Origin of the sequence: Rhodoferax sp., assembly GCF_044236835.1 — a bacterium.
GTDB lineage: Bacteria > Pseudomonadota > Gammaproteobacteria > Burkholderiales > Burkholderiaceae_C > Allorhodoferax.
In genome coordinates this window covers 39,287-58,265 of the sequence record NZ_JBIIGC010000005.1, presented here as the reverse complement: position 1 = coordinate 58,265, position 18,979 = coordinate 39,287, and the positions used below count along the sequence as shown (strand labels likewise).

Annotated in this window: 15 protein-coding genes and 1 pseudogene; 2 read left to right on the top strand and 14 right to left on the bottom strand. The window is 60.9% G+C overall.

What is annotated here, in order from left to right:
• Positions 1-5 precede the first annotated feature (5 nt).
• The 8 genes and pseudogenes from ispG to ACILRC_RS05170 all read right to left on the bottom strand — a co-directional run bounded on the left by ispG (position 6) and on the right by ACILRC_RS05170 (position 7,776).
• Positions 6-1,280 carry a flavodoxin-dependent (E)-4-hydroxy-3-methylbut-2-enyl-diphosphate synthase gene (ispG, locus tag ACILRC_RS05205; RefSeq protein WP_395668297.1) on the bottom strand — a complete coding sequence of 425 codons (1,275 nt, stop codon included), beginning with the start codon at positions 1,278-1,280 and terminating at the stop codon, positions 6-8.
• Positions 1,280-2,206: a helix-turn-helix domain-containing protein gene (locus tag ACILRC_RS05200; RefSeq protein WP_395668296.1), complete on the bottom strand. Its 927-nt coding sequence runs from the start codon at positions 2,204-2,206 to the stop codon at positions 1,280-1,282. Before ACILRC_RS05200 ends, ispG begins: the two co-directional genes overlap by 1 nt.
• Positions 2,199-3,023: a type IV pilus biogenesis/stability protein PilW gene (pilW, locus tag ACILRC_RS05195; protein ID WP_395668295.1), complete on the bottom strand. Its 825-nt coding sequence runs from the start codon at positions 3,021-3,023 to the stop codon at positions 2,199-2,201. The genes ACILRC_RS05200 and pilW overlap by 8 nt, the downstream gene beginning before the upstream one ends.
• A complete protein-coding gene (rlmN, locus tag ACILRC_RS05190) occupies positions 3,016-4,179 on the bottom strand; it encodes a 23S rRNA (adenine(2503)-C(2))-methyltransferase RlmN (RefSeq protein ID WP_395668294.1) in 1,164 nt (387 codons plus the stop codon). Before rlmN ends, pilW begins: the two co-directional genes overlap by 8 nt.
• 9 nt (positions 4,180-4,188) lie before the next feature.
• A complete protein-coding gene (ndk, locus tag ACILRC_RS05185) occupies positions 4,189-4,614 on the bottom strand; it encodes a nucleoside-diphosphate kinase (protein WP_395668293.1) in 426 nt (141 codons plus the stop codon).
• 73 nt (positions 4,615-4,687) lie between these two features.
• Positions 4,688-6,061: pseudogene (locus ACILRC_RS05180) on the bottom strand (pseudouridine synthase); the annotation flags it as partial.
• Positions 5,971-6,636 carry an SMC-Scp complex subunit ScpB gene (gene scpB, locus ACILRC_RS05175; RefSeq protein WP_395668292.1) on the bottom strand — a complete coding sequence of 222 codons (666 nt, stop codon included), beginning with the start codon at positions 6,634-6,636 and terminating at the stop codon, positions 5,971-5,973. The gene scpB and the pseudogene ACILRC_RS05180, both read right to left, overlap by 91 nt.
• Before the next feature lie 90 nt (positions 6,637-6,726).
• The gene (locus ACILRC_RS05170) at positions 6,727-7,776 is read right to left on the bottom strand and encodes an RluA family pseudouridine synthase (protein ID WP_395668291.1); all 1,050 of its coding nucleotides are present in this window, start codon (positions 7,774-7,776) and stop codon (positions 6,727-6,729) included.
• Between the two features lie 15 nt (positions 7,777-7,791).
• Between ACILRC_RS05170 and ACILRC_RS05165 the strand changes: the two genes are divergently transcribed.
• Positions 7,792-8,595, top strand: a complete 804-nt coding sequence (locus ACILRC_RS05165; RefSeq protein ID WP_395668290.1) for an outer membrane protein assembly factor BamD — start codon at positions 7,792-7,794, stop codon at positions 8,593-8,595.
• On the opposite strand, the gene ACILRC_RS05160 is transcribed toward ACILRC_RS05165, so the two are convergent.
• Complete coding sequence (locus ACILRC_RS05160) at positions 8,522-10,555, bottom strand: ATP-dependent DNA helicase (protein WP_395668289.1); 2,034 nt, start codon at positions 10,553-10,555, stop codon at positions 8,522-8,524. The two genes, ACILRC_RS05165 and ACILRC_RS05160, sit on opposite strands and share 74 nt — an antisense overlap.
• A 193-nt stretch (positions 10,556-10,748) precedes the next feature.
• Between ACILRC_RS05160 and ACILRC_RS05155 the strand changes: the two genes are divergently transcribed.
• Positions 10,749-11,507 carry a PP2C family protein-serine/threonine phosphatase gene (locus tag ACILRC_RS05155; protein WP_395668288.1) on the top strand — a complete coding sequence of 253 codons (759 nt, stop codon included), beginning with the start codon at positions 10,749-10,751 and terminating at the stop codon, positions 11,505-11,507.
• Positions 11,508-11,597: 90 nt separating this feature from the next.
• Here the strand turns inward: ACILRC_RS05155 and ACILRC_RS05150 are convergent, their stop codons facing one another.
• The 5 genes from ACILRC_RS05150 to ACILRC_RS05130 form a co-directional block, all read right to left on the bottom strand.
• Entirely contained in the window at positions 11,598-11,960 is a 363-nt protein-coding gene (locus tag ACILRC_RS05150) for a hypothetical protein (protein WP_395668287.1), read from the bottom strand.
• A complete protein-coding gene (gene zapE / locus ACILRC_RS05145) occupies positions 11,957-13,060 on the bottom strand; it encodes a cell division protein ZapE (protein ID WP_395668286.1) in 1,104 nt (367 codons plus the stop codon). Before zapE ends, ACILRC_RS05150 begins: the two co-directional genes overlap by 4 nt.
• Before the next feature lie 11 nt (positions 13,061-13,071).
• Positions 13,072-14,499, bottom strand: coding sequence for a dihydrolipoyl dehydrogenase (lpdA, locus tag ACILRC_RS05140; RefSeq protein WP_395668285.1), 1,428 nt, complete (start codon positions 14,497-14,499; stop codon positions 13,072-13,074).
• A 153-nt stretch (positions 14,500-14,652) separates the two neighbouring features.
• Positions 14,653-15,924: a 2-oxoglutarate dehydrogenase complex dihydrolipoyllysine-residue succinyltransferase gene (gene odhB / locus ACILRC_RS05135; RefSeq protein WP_395668284.1), complete on the bottom strand. Its 1,272-nt coding sequence runs from the start codon at positions 15,922-15,924 to the stop codon at positions 14,653-14,655.
• A gap of 17 nt (positions 15,925-15,941) precedes the next feature.
• On the bottom strand, positions 15,942-18,812 hold the full coding sequence (locus ACILRC_RS05130) for a 2-oxoglutarate dehydrogenase E1 component (protein ID WP_395668283.1): 2,871 nt from the start codon (positions 18,810-18,812) through the stop codon (positions 15,942-15,944).
• Positions 18,813-18,979 lie beyond the last annotated feature (167 nt).

Genomic DNA, 18,979 nt, shown 5'->3' with positions numbered 1-18,979 from the left:
GTCTCTCAGGCTGGCGCTTTTTGGCCAGCGCCGCCGAAGCGTTGCGCGATGTAGTTCTCCACCACCGACTGGAACTCGCCTGCGATATTGTCGCCGCGCAGCGTCATGCGCTTCTCACCATCAATGAACACAGGAGCCGCCGGTGCCTCGCCGGTGCCGGGCAGGCTAATGCCGATGTCTGCATGCTTGCTCTCGCCCGGGCCATTCACGATACAGCCCATGACCGCCACTTTGAGGTGTTCCACGCCCGGGTAAGCCTCGCGCCACACTGGCATTTGCGAGCGCAAAAAATCGTCGATTTGCTTGGTCAGCTCTTGGAACGTGGTACTGGTGGTGCGGCCACAACCCGGGCAAGCGGTCACGCTGGGAACAAAGGTGCGCAGACCCAGAGCCTGCAAGATTTCGGAAGCAATGATGACCTCTTGGGTGCGCGATTCGGTCGGGTCCGGGGTGAGCGAAACGCGAATGGTGTCGCCAATGCCCTCTTGCAACAGGACGGAGAGCGCCGCCGTGGAGGCGACCGTGCCCTTGGTGCCCATGCCCGCTTCGGTGAGCCCAAGGTGTAAGGCGTAGTTGCAGCGTTGGGCCAGTTCGCGGTACACCGCAATCAGGTCACGCACCCCGCTGACTTTGCAGGACAACATGATTTGGTTGGCGGCCAGGCCCATCTCTTCTGCCCGCTTGGCGGATTCGATAGCCGAGGTAATCAGTGCCTCGTACATCACCGGCTTGGCATCCCAGGGCACCGCGCGCTTGCTGTTGGCGTCCATCATGGAAGCCAGCAGCTCTTGGTCGAGGCTGCCCCAGTTCACACCGATTCGGATGGCCTTGTTCCAGCGCATGGCCGCCTCGATCATCTGGCCAAACTGGCGGTCCCGCTTGTCACCCTTACCCACATTGCCTGGGTTGATGCGGTACTTAGAAAGCGCCTGGGCGCAGTCGGGATACTCGGTGAGCAGACGGTGCCCATTGAAGTGGAAGTCGCCAATCAGGGGGACTTCGATGCCCATGCGGTCAAGTTGCTCACGGATGTAGGGCACCGCCTTGGCCGCTTCGGGGGTGTTGACCGTGATGCGCACCAGCTCCGACCCGGCCAATGCCAGTTCTTTGACCTGGATGGCCGTGCCCACCGCGTCCTCGGTGTCGGTATTGGTCATCGACTGCACACGCACCGGTGCACCGCCACCGACAGTCACGGTCTTTCCGCCCCAGGACACATTGGCGGTCAAGGAGCGCCGGGTTTGCGGCGTGGCCAACTCAATAGGCATGTCGGTTTGCATCATTTCACCTCGAAGCGCGCAACGTTACTTTTGGCAATGGCGTCCAGGCTGAAGGCCTTGCCGCGAATCTCTACCTCGGTCACATCGGCGCGTCCAACCACCACGGACAGGGGCAGTGGACCAGATACGGCCGCCGACTCACCAGGTGCCAAGGTACGTCTAACCTGCACCTGGCCCTGAGCGTCCACGACCTCCACCCAAGCTTCGCCCTTGGAGCGCAGGACCAGCACGCCCGGCAACGGGCCGCCCGGTGCGGCGGATACAACAGGAACCGGCTGCACCGGCACCGACACGGACTGCACCGGTGCAGCCAGGGCCGCTCCAACGGTTTCCGCAACAAGTGGGACTGCACCTGGTGGCGCAAAAGCAATCGGAGCAGCAGCGGGAGCTGCCGGCTCTGAGACCGTACCGTTGGATGCGGAGCCCGCCACCAGCGGGACATCACGCGCCAAGACAGTGTCAACCCCGTCCACAACGCTATCAGGCACCGATTTCGGGTACATCAACAAGACGGCGGCACCCACCAGCAGCAACACAACCGCAAGTACCACTGGCCTGCGCGTCCAGCCTACCAGCGCGGGGCTGCGGGCTTCACCTGCTCCGCGAAACGGAGTATTCAAGCTACCTTGCTCAACACCCAAGCGGGGGGGGGTGGTTTGGGGCAGGAGCCGCAAAATGGGTGCCGGGTCTACCTTCAGGGTTCGGCACATGCTTGACGCCAGCGCACGAACAAACACTGGGTCGGGCAGCAAGTCAAGCCGGTCTGCCTCTAATGCCTCGAGCTTGCGAACGGGAACTTTCAAGGCAACCGCCAGCGCAGCCACATGCAGACCAGACGCCTCGCGAGCTTGGCGCAGCAAGCCACCGGCCGTCGGACCAGAAACGGCCTCAGTTTGCGTCGCCTGGGCCAAAAGACGCTCACTCATCAAATGCACCCCTGTCAAAAGCAGCGGCTTCACGGGACTGCGCAAACCGCTTGCGCAATTGGTCTGCGAGCTGACTTACCGCTTCACGATTATCTAGCCGGCGCTCCACTTTGATTCCGAGCCAAAGCGACTCCGCTGTGGCACGTTCGCTGTTATTGAGGCGCCGAGAATACAACTGCGCCCGCACCAGTTCACCCCGCTCGAACAAAAGCGCAGCCAAGTGGTAGGTGGAACTGGAGTTGCTGGCGTTAACCTCAATCGAGCGGACAAAACTGGTCTCAGCCTCGCGCTTTCGCCCCGCTCCAAGATAGCAAAGTCCCAATTCCATCAGGCTGTTAGAGGCCTGCCCGTATGCTGGGTTGGCGAGCGCGGACTGGAACATCGCAATCGACTCCGGTACGCGTTTTAGTTTGCACAGCAGCACAGCGTAGTTGTGCTTGACTTCAGAGGAGCTGGGGTTGATGGACAGCGCCCTTTGGAAACTGGCGTCGGCCAAGGCGAACTCTGAGGATTGCATGTGGATGAGCCCGCGCATGTTGTAAAGCTCGAACCAATTGGGGTCGACCGCAATCGCCTGCTTGACCTCGTCCAGCGCAATGCTGTTCTTTCCGTCCTGAAAATACAAGATTGCCAGGTTCAGGCGGTTCGTTGCCCGCTTTCGAGCCTCTGGCACATCCGATTCCGTGAATGCCTCAGTGGGCGCCACCGGATCTTGGGCAGGCGCAGAACTGCAGCCGGCCGTCGACAGAATGGCGCCGAGCACACAACTGGCGATGCACCAGCGCCAGATCATCCAAAGCGGCATTCCATCAGCCATTGCTTGTTGCGCCTACGGGTTGGCCAGCGGCTGTACCAGCAACAGGTACCAGCGCAACCTTGCGTTGTACCGAGATTCTGCGGTGCACACTGGTGCGATCGCGCACATCGCCCGCCAACTGGCCGCAAGCGGCGTCGATGTCATCACCTCGTGTCTTGCGCACCGTCGTCACGAAACCCGCGTCCGAAAGGGCCTTGGCGAAACCCACAATGGCCGGGGACGATGAGCGATTCAAGCCTGACGCTGGAAACGGGTTGAATGGAATCAGGTTGATCTTGCACCATTGCGTGCCACGGTGGTCGGCCGTGAGCAAAGCTACGAGTTCGCGGGCGTGCTGCGGGGTGTCATTGACGCCATCGAGCATGCAGTACTCCAGCGTCAAAAAGTCGCGCGGGGAAAACGCAAGATAGCGCCGGCACGCTGCCAACAACTCAGAAAGCGGATACTTGCGGTTAAGTGGAACCAAACTGTCGCGCAGTGCGTCGTCGGGTGCATGCAAAGATACGGCGAGCGCCACCGGGCAGTCCTGACCGAGCCGGTCGATCATCGGCACCACACCCGAGGTGGACACCGTGACCCGCCTGCGCGAAAGGCCATAGCCGTGGTCGTCAAGCATCACCCGCAGCGCGGGGACCAGCGCAGCGTAGTTTTGCAACGGCTCGCCCATGCCCATCATGACTACATTGGAGATCACCCGCTCGTTGGTGGACAGATGCCTTCTTAAAAAATGCTCGGCAAACCACAGCTGGGAAACGATTTCGCCCACGGTGAGATTGCGGCTGAAGCCTTGGTGACCGGTAGAGCAAAACCGGCACCCCACGGCGCAACCCGCTTGCGATGAAATACACAGGGTGGCCCGGTCGGCCTCCGGGATGAAAACAGCCTCCACCGCTTCACCCGAACCCACATCAAACAACCATTTGATGGTTCCGTCGGCTGAGATGTGTTCCGATACAACGGGTAGTGCGCGGATCTCAAACTGGCCCGCTAGCTTGGAGCGAAGTGACTTGGCGAGGTCCGTCATGTCATCAAAATGGCGGGCCCCCTTTTGATGAATCCAGCGGAACAACTGGGTGGCGCGAAACCGCTTCTCACCCAGCCGGTCGCACAGCGCGGCCAAACCCTCAAGGTCGTAATCCAGAAGGTTGGTCGCCATCGCAAACCACTAGCGTGGGTAGATGTTCATGCCGGCGAAGAAGAAGCTGACTTCCTGCGCTGCGGTCTCGGTGGCATCGGAGCCGTGCACCGCATTGGCGTCTATGCTGTCGGCGAAGTCAGCGCGGATGGTGCCAGGCGCAGCCTTCTTGGGGTCGGTTGCGCCCATCAGATCGCGGTTTTTTGCAATCGCGTTTTCGCCTTCCAATACCTGGATCATCACGGGACCAGAGACCATGAAACTGACCAAGTCGTTGAAAAAGGGGCGCGCCTTGTGCACCGCATAAAAGGCCTCTGCCTCGGCGCGAGAGAGATGCGCCATGCGGGATGCAACCACTTTCAAGCCGGCAGCTTCAAAACGTGCATAAATTTGGCCTATAACGTTTTTGGCTACAGCGTCGGGCTTGATGATTGACAGGGTACGTTCGATCGTCATAGTGATTTTTTCCAAGTCTCGGTGTGAAAGTTTTGCTCACCTGAGCAAAGCCTTGGAGTTTAGCATCGGCCCATTACCGTCCGCGCCCTGAACGGCGTGTGGCTTTCCCTCCTGGCCGCGGGCCTTGGTTGCTGTCGCGGCGCTGGCGGGTCAGGCTGTCGGCACCGATGTAGCCCAGCGACGTCTTCATGGGGTCGGGCTGGGTGGCGCCAGGCCTGCGGTCTTGCGCAGCATCGGCCCAGCCGCCACCGCGCCCTGGGCGCGCCCGAGCTGAATTAGGGCCGCCCGCACTGGGGCTGACAGCGCCGCGTGGTCCATTGCTCCCCAAGGGCCCACGCTTGCCCCGCGGCGGCCGCTTGGAACCTCGTCCCTCAGATGTCCCGTGCTCTTGTGCTCGGTCCTTGTGGTGTGTACGCCCGCCAGCGGCAAGCACCAGGGAGCGAATGTCCGCCTCGTCGAGCTCCATCCAAGCGCCGCGCTTGAGCCCGCGCGGTAGCACCATCGCGCCATAGCGAATCCGAATCAAGCGGCTCACTGCATGTCCCACCGACTCCAGCATGCGGCGCACCTCCCGGTTGCGGCCCTCGGAGATGGTGACGCGATACCAGTGGTTGGCACCTTCGCCGCCGCCGTCTTCGATTGCGCCGAACTGCGCCATGCCGTCGTCCAGTTGAACTCCATGCAACAGCGCACTTTTCTCTTCAGCACTCAAGGCGCCCAGCACACGCACCGCGTACTCGCGCTCTAGGCCGAAGCGGGGATGCATCAAGTTATTCGCAAGTTCACCTGCACTGGTAAACAGCAACAAACCTTCAGTGTTGATGTCCAAACGCCCAACCGACTGCCACTTGCCGTGCTGCAGCTTGGGTAGGCGGCGAAACACAGTGGGCCGGTTTTGCGGGTCGTCATGGGTGACTACTTCTCCTACGGGCTTGTGGTAGGCGATGACGCGGGCGGGCGGCGGGTCGATGCGCACCCTGATCGGCTTGCCATTAACCTTGATACTGTCACCAAACTGGATACGCTGGCCTATGTGAGCGGGTTCGTTGTTGACAGAGATCCGGCCCTCCAAAATGAGTTGCTCCATCTCTAAGCGCGAACCCATGCCTGCTTGCGCCAGTACCTTGTGCAGCTTGGGGGTCTCGGCCAAAGGCTGTAAAACTCGCTTGGGCACCGCCGCGTCGGGCAGTTCCTCTTCCGCATCAAACCTGCCCGAGATGACGTCAACAAATCTGTTGGTCTCTGCTACGGGGAGGGGCGTTGAGGACTGCTCGGTTGTCGGAGGCCTTGGCGGTTGCTCCGATGGCGCCGTAGGATCGGTAACTGGGACTTCGTTAACTGCGTCATTCATGTCGGTCATGGCTCCACGGGGGGAGCTTGTTGCGCGCCCTCCAACTCCAGGGGTATATCCATTTGCGTGGCGTGATCGGCCTGCAGGTCTGGACCGGGCGAAGGATCGGACGCATCAGGCAGGCTGTTAACCATCGAGTCCAATGTCAAGTCGTCCGATGTGGGTCCATCTAACATGGGCAATTGGTCCAGCGACTGCAGTCCCAAGTCATCCAAAAAACTTCGAGTTGTTGCGTACAGCGCGGGCCGCCCAGGCGACTCCCGGTGTCCGATGACCTCGACCCAGCCACGGTCCTCAAGCTGCTTGATCAATAGCGAACTGATGGCCACGCCGCGAATATCTTCCATGTCACCACGGGTCACAGGCTGGCGGTAGGCGATGATGGCTAGGGTTTCTAGGGTCGCACGCGTGTATCGGGGCGGCTTCTCAGGGTGCAGCCGGTCCAGATACTCACGCATTTCTGCTCGGCTCTGAAAGCGCCATCCGGTGGCCACAGCAACCAACTCCACGCCCTTGTCAGACCAGTCCAGCTGAAGCTCCTCGAGCAATTGTTTGATGGTGTCAGCTCCGACGGAGTCGTCAAACAACGCCCTCATATCCCGGACCGGCAGGGGCTGCTGAGAGCAAATCAATGCGGTCTCCAGGACACGCTTTGCGTCCACCAGGTTCATAGTCAGGCAATTTCCGGAGGCGTCACCCAAACGGGGCAACTGATCACACAAGATTCTTCGGGTGGCTGATGCGGCAGAGGTCCACAGGGCCTAGGGTGCGCCGGATGACGGCGCGAGCGTCAAGGTAGAGACAGAATCATTGTATCGCAGCCCCAGTTGGTCGAGCGCATTGCGCAGGTCCTGCGGTAACTCCGCCTGAAAAATCAGTGGCAATCCGGTACGGGGGTGCGCAAAGCCCAGTTGGACTGCGTGCAGCGCTTGCCGAACCATGCCCAGGCCCGCAGCGCCGCCATAGGTAGCATCAGCCACCAAGGGGTGGCCTAAGGACGATAGATGCACTCGAATCTGATGGGTCCGGCCGGTGTGCAGGATGCAGCGCAGCAGGCAGTGCCCCGGGGCTTGCCCCAATCGAACGAAGTCGGTTTTGGCGGCCTTGCCCGCGTGCTGGGCTAAATCTACCGCTGCCATGCGCAACCGATTGCGCGGGTCACGGCCAATGGGCGCCTCACTCGTGACCAAAGGCTGGTTCGACCATGTGCCTTGGGCCAAGGCAAGGTACTGGCGCGAAACAGCCCTCTGAGCAATGCCTTTGACCAAAGCCTCCATGGAAAAGCGGTTACGGGCCACCACCATCAGGCCACTGGTGTCTTTGTCAAGCCGGTGCACGATGCCTGCACGTGGAACCGCTAGGAAGTCCGGGTGGTAGGCCAACAGTCCATTGAGCAAGGTTCCGCTCCAATGGCCTGGCGCGGGGTGCACCACGAGACCCGCTGGCTTGTTGATCACCACCAAATCGGCATCTTCGTAGACCACGTCTAGCGCAATGGGCTCCGGCTTGAAGGCTTGACTTTGAGGGGTCTCACGTAGCTCAATGCAGAGTTGGTCCCCTGCCTTGACCTTGGTTGCCACCTTAGTAGTGACCAAACCGTTGAGGGCAACAAGACCCTCTTCGATGAGCTGCTGCAGGTAGCTGCGTGAGAACTCCGAGGCGACATCGAGCACGGCCTTGTCCAGCCGTTCGCCGTGGCGGGCAACAGGTACCGCAATACACCGTGTTTCAGTCAGCGGCGCGATCTCTTCGCCAAAGTCCGAAGCAGCCTCTACAAGCACGGTCGATATAATTTCTTCGGCTTGTTTCAAGAAAGTGGTTCCACCATGGGTGTCAAATTATCCGTTGTTTGTGCGACGCCGCTTTTGGCGTGCACCGTGTTTTTGGTGGGTTGCTCGACCGTCACCGAGGACAAGACCATTGGTATGAGTCCTAAGGCGCTGTATTCAGAGGCGAAGGAGCTGATGGACGGGAATCAGTGGGACAAGGCCATCCCCTACCTCGAGAAACTCGAGGCCCGCGCCGCAGGCACACCGCTGGCTCAGCAGGCCCAATTGGACAAGGCATTTGCACACCACAAGTCCGGCGAAGTCGCGCAAGCACTCGCGACCCTGGAACGCTTTATGAAGTTGCATCCCGCCAGCCCAGCCATGGACTATGCGCTGTACCTTCAAGGACTGATCAACTTTAACGACGACCTGGGCATGTTCTCTGCGATTTCGCGCCAAGACCTCTCCGAGCGCGACCAAAAAGCCTCCAAAGAAGCGTTTGAATCCTTCCGTGAGTTGGTCACCCGTTTTCCTGAATCGCCCTACGCCCAGGATGCCAGCCAGCGCATGACTTACATCGTTGGCTCGCTGGCGCAGTACGAGGTGCATGTGGCCCGCTACTACTACCGCCGAGGCGCCTACCTTGCGGCTATCAATCGGGCGCAAACTGCGATTGCTGACTACCGTGAAGTTCCGGCCCTCGAGGAAGCGCTCTTTATTGTTTACAAGTCGTATGACGCGTTGGGCATGGCGTCACTGCGTGACGACGCAAAGCGCGTGTTGCTGTCTAGTTATCCCAAGACCCAGTTTCTGACGCTGGGAGGCCGTCCAAACACCGATCCATGGTGGAAGCTTTGGTGATGTCAGCCAAGTGGGTGATAAAGGCCGCGTGGCCGGACAAGCGCGCCATGGGTGGCAGTGCTGACAGAAGCAGTTTGGAGTAGCTGCTACGTGCGAGTCGAACATCGCACACCACCAGCACGCCCTGGTCAGTCTCCCTGCGAATTAAGCGTCCCGCTCCCTGCTTGAGGGCCACAGCGGCCTGGGGCAGGTGCAAGTGCTTGAATGCATTTTTGCCCTCAGCCTGTAAGGAAGCGCCGCGTGCCTGGTGCATCGGATCGTCCGGCGGACTGAACGGCAGCTTGTCGATCACCAGCAGTTGCAGGGCATTACCGGGAACGTCTATGCCTTCCCAGAAAGACACCGACGCCACCAAAACACAACCCGGCTGTTTACCCCCATACGTGCCCACGTCGCTTTGGGCAAAGCGTTCCAACAACAGACGCTTGGGCATCTGGCCCTGCACCAGCACCTCCAGAGCTCCATGCTGCGCACACAAATTGGTCAATACATCGCCAACGGTATGCATGGCGCGCAAACTGGTGGTGAGGACCATGGTGCGTCCGCCCAATACCAACGCACCGGAGAACGCCATTTCAGCCACCGCCGCACTGTGACCAGGATGGGCCGGTTGCGGCAAATCGGTCGGTAAGTAAAGCCGGGCTTGTCGGGCGTAATCGAACGGGCTCTCCAAGCGCAACACCTGGGCGCCCTGTAGACCACAGCTTCCGACAAACCACGAAAGATCGTGGTCGTGCCCCAGTGTGGCCGATGTAAACACCCAAGACCTTTGGGAGCCGCCGCTCTGAACGCACGCGTGCATCGCGGCAGCAATGGTGAGAGGCGCCTCCACCCACCTTAGTTGCGTACCCACCTCCATCCAACGCGCCACCCCTGGCGCACAGGGTCGGCACAAAGCAGTCACGCCATCCTCAAAGGTCTGGCAACGCTTGCGCATCGACTGCAACTCCGCCGTGGCCTGCGCCACGCCCTCGAGCGCTTGGCCCATCGCCTGCAGCGCGTGCGCACACGCCTGCAGCAATTGCTGCCCAACCACGTCGGAAACAAAGGCGTCCCAGGGCACTTTGCCAGCGCGAAAGCGCCCGCCATACACCCGTAAATCATTGGCGTTGTTGCGAACAGCCTGCGTCAGCCCCTGCCAATCGGCCCAGCCACGCGCCTGCGCTTGGGTGAGCTGCAGCACGTCGGCACCCAAGCTTTCAAGCTGCGCACTGCCAATATGCATCCCCAAAAACTGGACACCGATTTCGTTGAGCTGGTGCGCCTCATCAAACACCACGCATGCCATATGAGGCAGGAGCTCTGCCACACCTGACTCACGCACTTGCAAGTCAGCAAAAAACAGGTGGTGGTTGACCACAACCAGGTCTGCAGCCAGTGCCTCCCGGCGCGCCCGGTTGACAAAACAACGCTCGGCCTCGCTGCAACGCCCCCCCAAGCAGTTGTCTCGGGTGGAGGTAATTGTCGGCAGCCAATGTGGGGCCTCCTCCAGACCAGCGACCTCGGACAAATCGCCGGTCTGCGTGGACTTGGCCCAGATTTGCACGCGGGCCAACTGGGCGACCGCCGCGCCCTGGAGCGGCTGCTCTGTTACGTTTCGGGCGAGACGGTCCAGACACAGATAACTGCTTCGCCCTTTGAGCAGCGCCATTTTCATTGGCAGGTTCAAGACATCAGTCAAACGCGGCAAGTCGTGTGCAAAAAGCTGGTCTTGCAAGGCCTTGGTTGCGGTCGACACCATGACCCGTTGGCCACTCATCAGCGCTGGCACGAGGTAGGCATAGGTCTTGCCGATACCAGTGCCAGCCTCTACCACCAGCACCCCGCCCGCTTCGATGGTGCGTGCCACCGCGCCAGCCATTTCGATCTGTCCCGCACGGGGCTGGTACTGCGGCACGGATTGGGACAGGGCTCCGCCGGGTTCGAAAAACTCAGTAACGCGCGCTTCGAAGTCCATCATCTACTCTCACATCCAGCAAGCGGTCTGCGGGGGTTTGGCACGGCGCTATCCGCCCCATAGACGCAGGCCAGAGCGGGCGCGCTGGCACGGCAGCGTGGCGTGGCGTGGTGGAACTGGTAATGCATCGATGGATGGGAGGTAGACTGATGAACTTGAGCGCATTGTCCTGCGCGAGGCACCCAACTAGAAGCACATGGCCACAGGATACCGACTTACTGCCGCCACCGGCATCCACAAAGGCGATCGGGACTACCAGCAAGACCAGGTTGCACTTATTCAGCACACCCGGCACAGTGGTTGCCTCTTGGCGGTCGTTGCCGATGGGATGGGTGGGCGAAGTGGGGGGCGCAAGGCATCGGACCAAGTGATGTTGAGCGCCCGCCAATTGTTTGAGCGCTACGACCCGCACGGTGACGATCCGCGCGCCATGCTGCAGCAGATCACATATGAAGCGCATCGAATCATCAAGCTCACCGCTATCTCGGCGGAAGAAGAGCCTCACAGCACCTTGGCCGCATTCCTGGTCAACCCTGCGGGTGACAGCCACTGGGCCCACACGGGTGACTCCAGGATCTACCACTTCCGCACCGGAGTTTTGGTCCACCGCACCGCGGACCACTCGTATGTGCAAGCTTTGGTAGACCGCGGCGAACTCACTGAGGCACAGGCTGCAGTGCACCCCCAGTCCAACGTTCTGTTGGGTTGCCTTGGCATGGAAAACGACCCACCCGTGTCCCACCACACCGTCACAAAACTTGTGCCCGGCGACGTGCTTATGGCCTGCACTGATGGGGTATGGCACTACTTCAAGAACGAAGAAATGGGTCGAATCCTGGCCGACTCCACACCCCGGGAAGCTAGCGAACTACTGATTGGCAAGGCTCGCACCCGCGCACGCGGCGTGGGCGACAACCTCTCGTTAGTGATTGTGAAGCTCCAGCCATTGGAGTGACCGCTCCTTTCATGAAGGCACCGGCGCCGGCTTGGCCAAAGCCGCAGCGGCTTCGGATGGGCTCATCCTTGCGAACGCCGCCAGCGCTACTTACTCAGCTGCCGCGCCTTCCGAGTCACGCGCTTGGCGCGCACGTGCCTTGTCCTCGTTGACACGAACACGGTGTGCAGCGCGCTGCGCTCGCTGCTCTTGGCTGATCGCGTGCTCTTGGTGCTGCAGCACACCCACTGCGCTTCTCCGCCGCGCGGCAACGTCGGCAAGGCAAGAATTCACCGCAAACCGCTGGAAACATGCCTGTCGCTCGGCATCGAACTGCGCAGAGACCTGCTGCCTAGTCTGGGCAATGCGCTCACGCTCAACTGCGGGATCCGATGGGACCGCAGGCGGGACGCTCTGACCGCTGGCGACCTGCGACACCAGCAACATGGCCAACGCGAAGCCTCGCCACATCATGTCAGGCGGGTATCCACCAAGCGGCGCTCCTGCGCAATGTACGCCTTGGACTGCATTTCGTTAAGGCGCGACACAGTGCGTGGAAACTCATGCACCATCGGCCCCTCGGTGTAGAGATCCTCCGGACGTACCTCGGCCGACACGATCAGCTTGACCCGTCGGTCGTACAGCACATCCACAAGCCAGGTGAAGCGGCGCGCCTCGGACGCCATCCGCACTGGCATGTGGGGCACGTCGCTCAAAAAAACGGTGTGAAACTGCGAGGCCAACTCCAGATAGTCATTTTGCGAACGCGGGCCGCCACACAGCGTTTTGAAGTTGAACCACACCACCCCGCCAGCCCGCCGCCAGGCACGAATCTGTCGCGATTCAATGTGCAGCACCGGGTCGTCATCCTGTTGCTCGGCCAGGGCATCAAAAGCCTTCATCATGGCCGCATCCGCTTGCGGACCCAAGGGCGTGTGGTACAGCTGGACAGCGTCCATCGTGCGACTACGGTAATCTGTGCCATTGTCCACGCTGAGGACCTCCAGCTGTGCGTTCAGCAGCGCAATCGCGGGCAAGATACGGTCACGGTGCAGCCCATTAGGGTAGAGGTCGTCAGGTTTGAAATTTGATGTCGTTACCAGCCCCACCCCGTTGGCAAACAGCGCGCTTAGCAGCCGGTGCAGGATCATGGCGTCGGTGATGTCGGCCACGTGGAACTCGTCGAAACAGATCAGCTTGTAGCGCTCTGCCATGCGCTGGCCCAACACGTCCAGTGGGTTGGCGGTGCCTTGCAAATCCGCCAACTCCCGGTGCACCTCACGCATGAACTCATGAAAATGCAGCCGCGTCTTGCGCTTGAGCGGAACTGCGTTGTAGAAGCAATCCATCAAAAAGCTTTTGCCCCGCCCGACCCCACCGTACATGTACACGCCGCGCGGAATGTCCGGGTGGTTAATCAGCTTCTTGAACGCGTTCGAGCGCTTGACCTTGTACTGCGCCCACTCGCTGGCGCAGCGATCCAACGCTTCCACCGCCCGCAACTGCGCCGGATCCGCGACATACCCGCGGCTGGCTAGCTCCGCCTCGTACGTCTGTTGGACGCTTGCGGACACTGGCTTGGTGCCTAGAAGTTCAGTGTGCGTTTGTCCACCGCCAAAGCGGCTTCCTTGGTGGCTTCGCTCAAGGACGGATGGGCATGACAAATGCGGGCAATGTCCTCGGCGCTGGCCTTGAATTCCATGGCCACCACCGCCTCGGCGATCAGCTCGCTGGCCTGCGGTCCCACGATGTGCACGCCCAGAATCTCGTCGGTGCTTGCATCAGCCAAAAACTTCACAAAACCGGTGGTGTCCCCCAAAGCACGCGCCCGGCCGTTGGCCAGGAAGGGGAACGAGCCCGCCTTGTAGGCACGGCCGCTGGCCTTGAGCTGCTGTTCGGTCTGGCCCACCCAGGCAATTTCAGGGCTGGTGTAGATCACCCAAGGCACGGTGTTGAAATTGACATGCCCGTGCTGGCCAGCAATGCGCTCAGCTACCGCCACGCCTTCTTCTTCGGCCTTGTGCGCCAGCATGGGCCCGCGCACCACATCGCCCACCGCCCAGACGTTGGGCAGGTTGGTTTTGCAATCCGAATCGACCTCAATGGCACCGCGCTCGTCGAGCTTGAGGCCCACCGCCTGCGCGTTCAAACCTGTGGTGTTTGGCACCCGCCCGATGGAGACGATCAACTTGTCCACGTCCAGCGACTGCGCCTCGCCCTTGGCGTTTGTGTAGGCCACCGAGACGCCTTTTTTGCTGGACTTGATATCGCCGACTTTCACGCCCAGCTCGATCTTCAGGCCTTGTTTGGTGAACGCCTTGTGCGCTTCTTTGGCAACCTGTTCATCGACTGCACCCAAGAAAGTTGGCAAACCCTCCAAGATGGTGACTTCGGCGCCCAGCCGGCGCCAGACTGAACCCATCTCCAGGCCAATCACGCCGGAGCCAATCAGGCCCAGCGTTTTCGGCACCGCGGCGATGTTGAGCGCACCATCGTTGGACAGGATGTTCACCTCGTCAAACGGTGCACCGGGCAAGGCACGCGCGTTCGACCCGGTGGCTACGATGATGTGCTTGCCGGTGATGGTCTCTTCTGTCGCGCCGCTGACCACAATCTCGTAGCCAGCGTCGGTCGCCTTGGCAAACGCGCCCAGCCCGTGAAAAAACGCGATCTTGTTTTTCTTGAACAGGTACAAGATGCCGTCGTTGTTTTGCTTCACCACCGTGTTCTTGCGGGCGATCATTTTGGCGACATCGATGGCCACGCCTTTCACCTCAATGCCATGCTCGGCGAAGTGGTGGTTGGCTTGGTCAAAGTGCTCGCTGGACTGCAGCAGTGCCTTGCTGGGGATGCAGCCCACGTTGGTGCAGGTGCCACCGGGCGCAGGACCGCCCTTCTCGTTCTTCCACGCGTCAATGCACGCGGTGTTGAAACCGAGCTGCGCCGCCCGGATGGCAGCGATGTAGCCACCGGGACCGCCGCCGATGACGATGACGTCGAATGTTTTACTCATGGAAATCCTTATGAAGTGAACGCGCTGGTGCACGCTGACGCGCGGCGCCGTGACCAGGCGGGGGTGTGAGCCCACGGCAACGCGATAGCGTTACGCATGAATCGGCAGAACACGACCCGCAACCCAGTCCAACAGCCGCACAGCAGCCGAGCGTCAAATGTCAAACAGCAAGCGCGCCGGATCTTCCAGCGCCTCTTTCATCGCCACCAAGCCCAGCACAGCCTCGCGGCCGTCGATGATGCGGTGGTCGTAGGACATGGCGAAGTAGTTCATCGGACGCACCACGACCTGGCCGTTTTCCACCATGGCACGGTCTTTGGTCGCGTGCACGCCCAAGATGGCCGACTGGGGCGGATTGATGATCGGCGTGGACATCATGGAGCCGAAGGTGCCGCCGTTGGAAATCGAGAACGTGCCGCCCGTCATCTCTTCGATGCCGAGCTTGCCATCTTTGGCCTTCTGGCCAAATTCGGCGATCTTCTTTTCGATTTCGGCAAAGCTCATCTGGTCGGCGTTACGCAAGATGGGCACCACCAGCCCGCGCGGTGAACCCACGGCGATACCGATGTCGAAGTAACCGTGGTACACGATGTCGTTGCCGTCCACCGAGGCGTTCAGCACAGGAAACTTCTTGAGCGCATGCACTGCGGCCTTGACGAAGAAGCTCATGAAACCGAGCTTGACGCCGTGCTCCTTTTCGAAACGCTCTTGCATGCGTTTGCGCATCTCCATGACCGGGGCCATGTTGATTTCGTTGAAGGTGGTCAAGATGGCGTTGGTCGACTGCGACTGCAGCAGACGCTCGGCTACGCGCGCGCGCAGGCGGGTCATGGGAACGCGCTGCTCGGGGCGGTCACCCAAGTTCACGCTGGGCGCTGCAACTTGCGGTAGGGCTTTGGTGGGCACGCCGGTAGGAATCACCGCGGCCGGTGCAGCCTGGGTGGCACCCGCGGCCACTGCGCCCAGCACGTCGCCCTTGGTCACACGGCCATCCTTGCCGGTGCCAGCGACCGAGCCAGCGGCCAGTTGGTTGTCGGCCATCAGCTTGGCAGCGGCAGGCATCGCAACTCCGGCCTTGCTTTGCGAAGTTGGCGCGGCCGAAACAATGGCTGGCGCCGCAGGCGCTGCAGCCACGGCTGCAGCCGCAGGAGCAACCGCGGCCGATGGTGCCGCCGCCGATTTGCCGTCGGTGTCGATGCGGGCAATCAGTTGCTCCGCCAGCACCGTACCGCCATCGGCGACCAAGATTTCGGACAACACGCCCGACGACGGCGCGGGGACTTCGAGCACCACCTTGTCGGTTTCGATTTCGATCAAGGTTTCGTCGGCGTTCACCAGATCGCCGACCTTTTTCTTCCACTGCAGCATGGTCGCTTCTGCAACCGATTCAGAGAGCTGTGGGACTTTGACTTCTACGATGGCCATATCAATTCTTTCCGTTCTTACTTGGTGAGCACAAAGCCCTTGAGTTTTCCGAAGGCACCTTCGACGAGCGCTTTTTGCTGCTCCTGGTGCAGGTGCGAGTAACCGACGGCAGGAGACGCCGATGCGGCTCGACCGGCATAACCCAAGCGCTGGCCCTCCGCCATGTTTTCGTGCAGGTAGTGCTGCACAAAGAACCAGGCGCCCTGGTTCTGTGGCTCGTCTTGGCACCACACCACCTCGGTGGCGTTGGGGTACTTTTTCAGCTCGGCAGAAAACGCCTTGTGCGGGAACGGGTAGAGCTGCTCCACGCGCAGGATGGCCACGTCGTCGTGGCCCTTCTCCTCGCGCTTCTTGACCAGGTCGTAGTAGACCTTGCCAGAGCATGCAATCACGCGCTTGACCTTGTCGGCCTTGATCTCGCGCTGCTCGGGGATGATGGTCTGGAAGCCGCCTTTGGTGAACTCCGACAGTGGCGAGGTGGCGTCCTTGTTGCGCAGCAAGGACTTGGGCGACATGATGACCAACGGCTTGCGCAGGTTGCGCACCATCTGGCGGCGCAGCACGTGGAAAATCTGGCTGGCTGTGGTGGGCTGCACGATCTGCATATTGGTGTCTGCCGCCAACTGCATGAAGCGCTCCAGACGCGCTGAACTGTGCTCCGGGCCCTGGCCCTCGTAGCCGTGCGGCAGCATCAGGGTGATGCCGTTGACGCGGCCCCATTTCACCTCGCCCGAGGCGATGAACTGGTCGATCACCACCTGGGCGCCATTGGCAAAGTCGCCGAACTGCGCCTCCCAGATGACCAAAGTGTTCGGGTCGTTGGATGCGTAGCCGTACTCAAATGCGAGCACCGCCTCTTCAGACAGGATGGAGTCGATGACCACGAACGGCGCTTGGTTGTCCGCTACGTTTTGCAGGGGCACGTAGGTGCCGGTGTCCCACTTCTCCCGGTTTTGGTCGTGAATCACAGCATGGCGGTGGGTGAATGTGCCGCGTCCGCTGTCTTCGCCGGACAAACGCACCGGGTAGCCGCTGGCCACCAGGGACGCAAACGCCATGTGCTCGCCCATGCCCCAGTCCACCGGAATATCACCGCGGCCCATGGCGGCGCGGTCGTCCAATACCTTTTTCACCAGCGGATGGGCCGTCACATTGGCCGGGATCGTGGTGATTTTCTCGGCCAGACGCTTCCATTCAGACATCGGAATCGCGGTGTCGCCTGCGTCGGTCCACTTTTTGCCCAAGAACGGCGCCCAATCCACCGCAAACTTGCTCTTGAAGTTGGTCAGCACCGGGTCCACAGTGTGTTTGCCCGCATCGAGCGCAGCACGGTAGGCCTTGACCATGTCGTCACCGACCGTCTCGCCCAAACCTTGGTGGCTGAGCTTGTCGGCGTACAGCTTGCGGGTGCCGGGGTGCTGTGCAATTTTCTTGTACATCAGCGGCTGGGTGAGTCCAGGCGTGTCTTGCTCGTTGTGACCGAGCTTGCGGAAGCAAATGATGTCGATCACCACATCTTTGCTAAAGGTCATCCGGTACTCCAGCGCAAGCTGGGTCGCCAGCACCACCGCTTCTGGGTCGTCGCCGTTGACGTGCAAAACCGGCGCTTCCACCATCTTGACGATGTCGGTGCAGTACACCGACGAGCGCATGTCGCGTGGGTCGGAGGTGGTAAAGCCGATCTGGTTGTTGATGATGATGTGCACCGTGCCGCCCGTGGTGTAGCCGCGCGTCTGGGCCAGCGCCAGGGTTTCTTGGTTAACACCCTGTCCGCCAAACGCGGAGTCACCGTGCACCAGCACGGGCAGCACTTGGCGGCCCTTTTGGTCGCCACGGCGGTCCATGCGGGCGCGCACCGAGCCTTCCACCACCGGGTTGACGATCTCCAAGTGCGAGGGGTTGAACGCAAGTGACAGGTGCACTGGGCCGCCGGGGGTGGACACGTCCGAGCTGAAACCTTGGTGGTACTTCACGTCGCCTGCGGGCAGGTCTTCGGGTGCGGTGTGCTCAAACTCGGCGAACAAATCGGCTGGCATCTTGCGCATGGTGTTGACCAGCACGTTGAGGCGGCCACGGTGGGCCATGCCGATCACGATCTCCTGCACGCCCTTGCTGCCAGCGCTTTGGATGAGTTCTTCCATGGCCGCAATGAAGCTCTCGCCGCCTTCCAGCGAGAAACGCTTCTGGCCCACGTACTTGGTGTGCAAAAAGCGCTCCAGGCCTTCGGCGGCGGTGAGCCGCTCCAAGATGGCTTTCTTGCGCTCGGCGGTGAAATTGGGCTTGCTGCGAATCGATTCGAGCTTTTGCTGCCACCAGCGCTTCTCGGCCTGCTCGCTGGTGTACATGTACTCGGCGCCCAAGGTGCCGCAGTAGGTTTCGCGCAGCATATTGAGCAAGTCACGCAGCGACATGCTGTTTTTGCCGAAGAATGTGTTGCTGGTGTCAAACACGGTTTCTTGGTCGGCGTCGGTGAAGCCGTAGAACGCGGGGTCGAGGTCGGGAATGGCCGGGCGCTCGGTACGCTTCAAGGGATCCAGGTCGGCCCAGCGCTGGCCCACGTTGCGGTACGCGGCGATCAGCTGCTGTACGGCGGTGCGCTTTCGGCCCATCTCGGCGTCGGCGCTGGCCAGGACGACCTTGGTGCCGCCGGCCTTGGCCCGCTCGGCAAACGCGTTGATAACCGGCATGTGCGGCACGTCTTTGGCGTTGGAGCCATCGAGCGCAGGCACGTGCTGCAGGGCATCAAAGTATTCGCGCCAGGAATCGGGGACGCTGCCGGGGTTGGCCAGGTAGTTCTCGTACATCTCTTCGACGTACGGGGCATTGCCACCAAACAGGTAGGTGTTGTTTTGGTACGCCTGGTACACAGACGACGCTGAATCACTCATATTGCGCTGACCTCCGTTCCCCTTGAGGGAACATTAGCTGGTTAAAGCTTGGTTAATTAACCTTCCGCGACACGGCTGAACCGATTGGCGGATGCGACTGTGGCATGGGAAGGGCCTTCATTGCGGATCGGATTGTGCCACTGAAACTTGGGCAAACACCAAGCTGT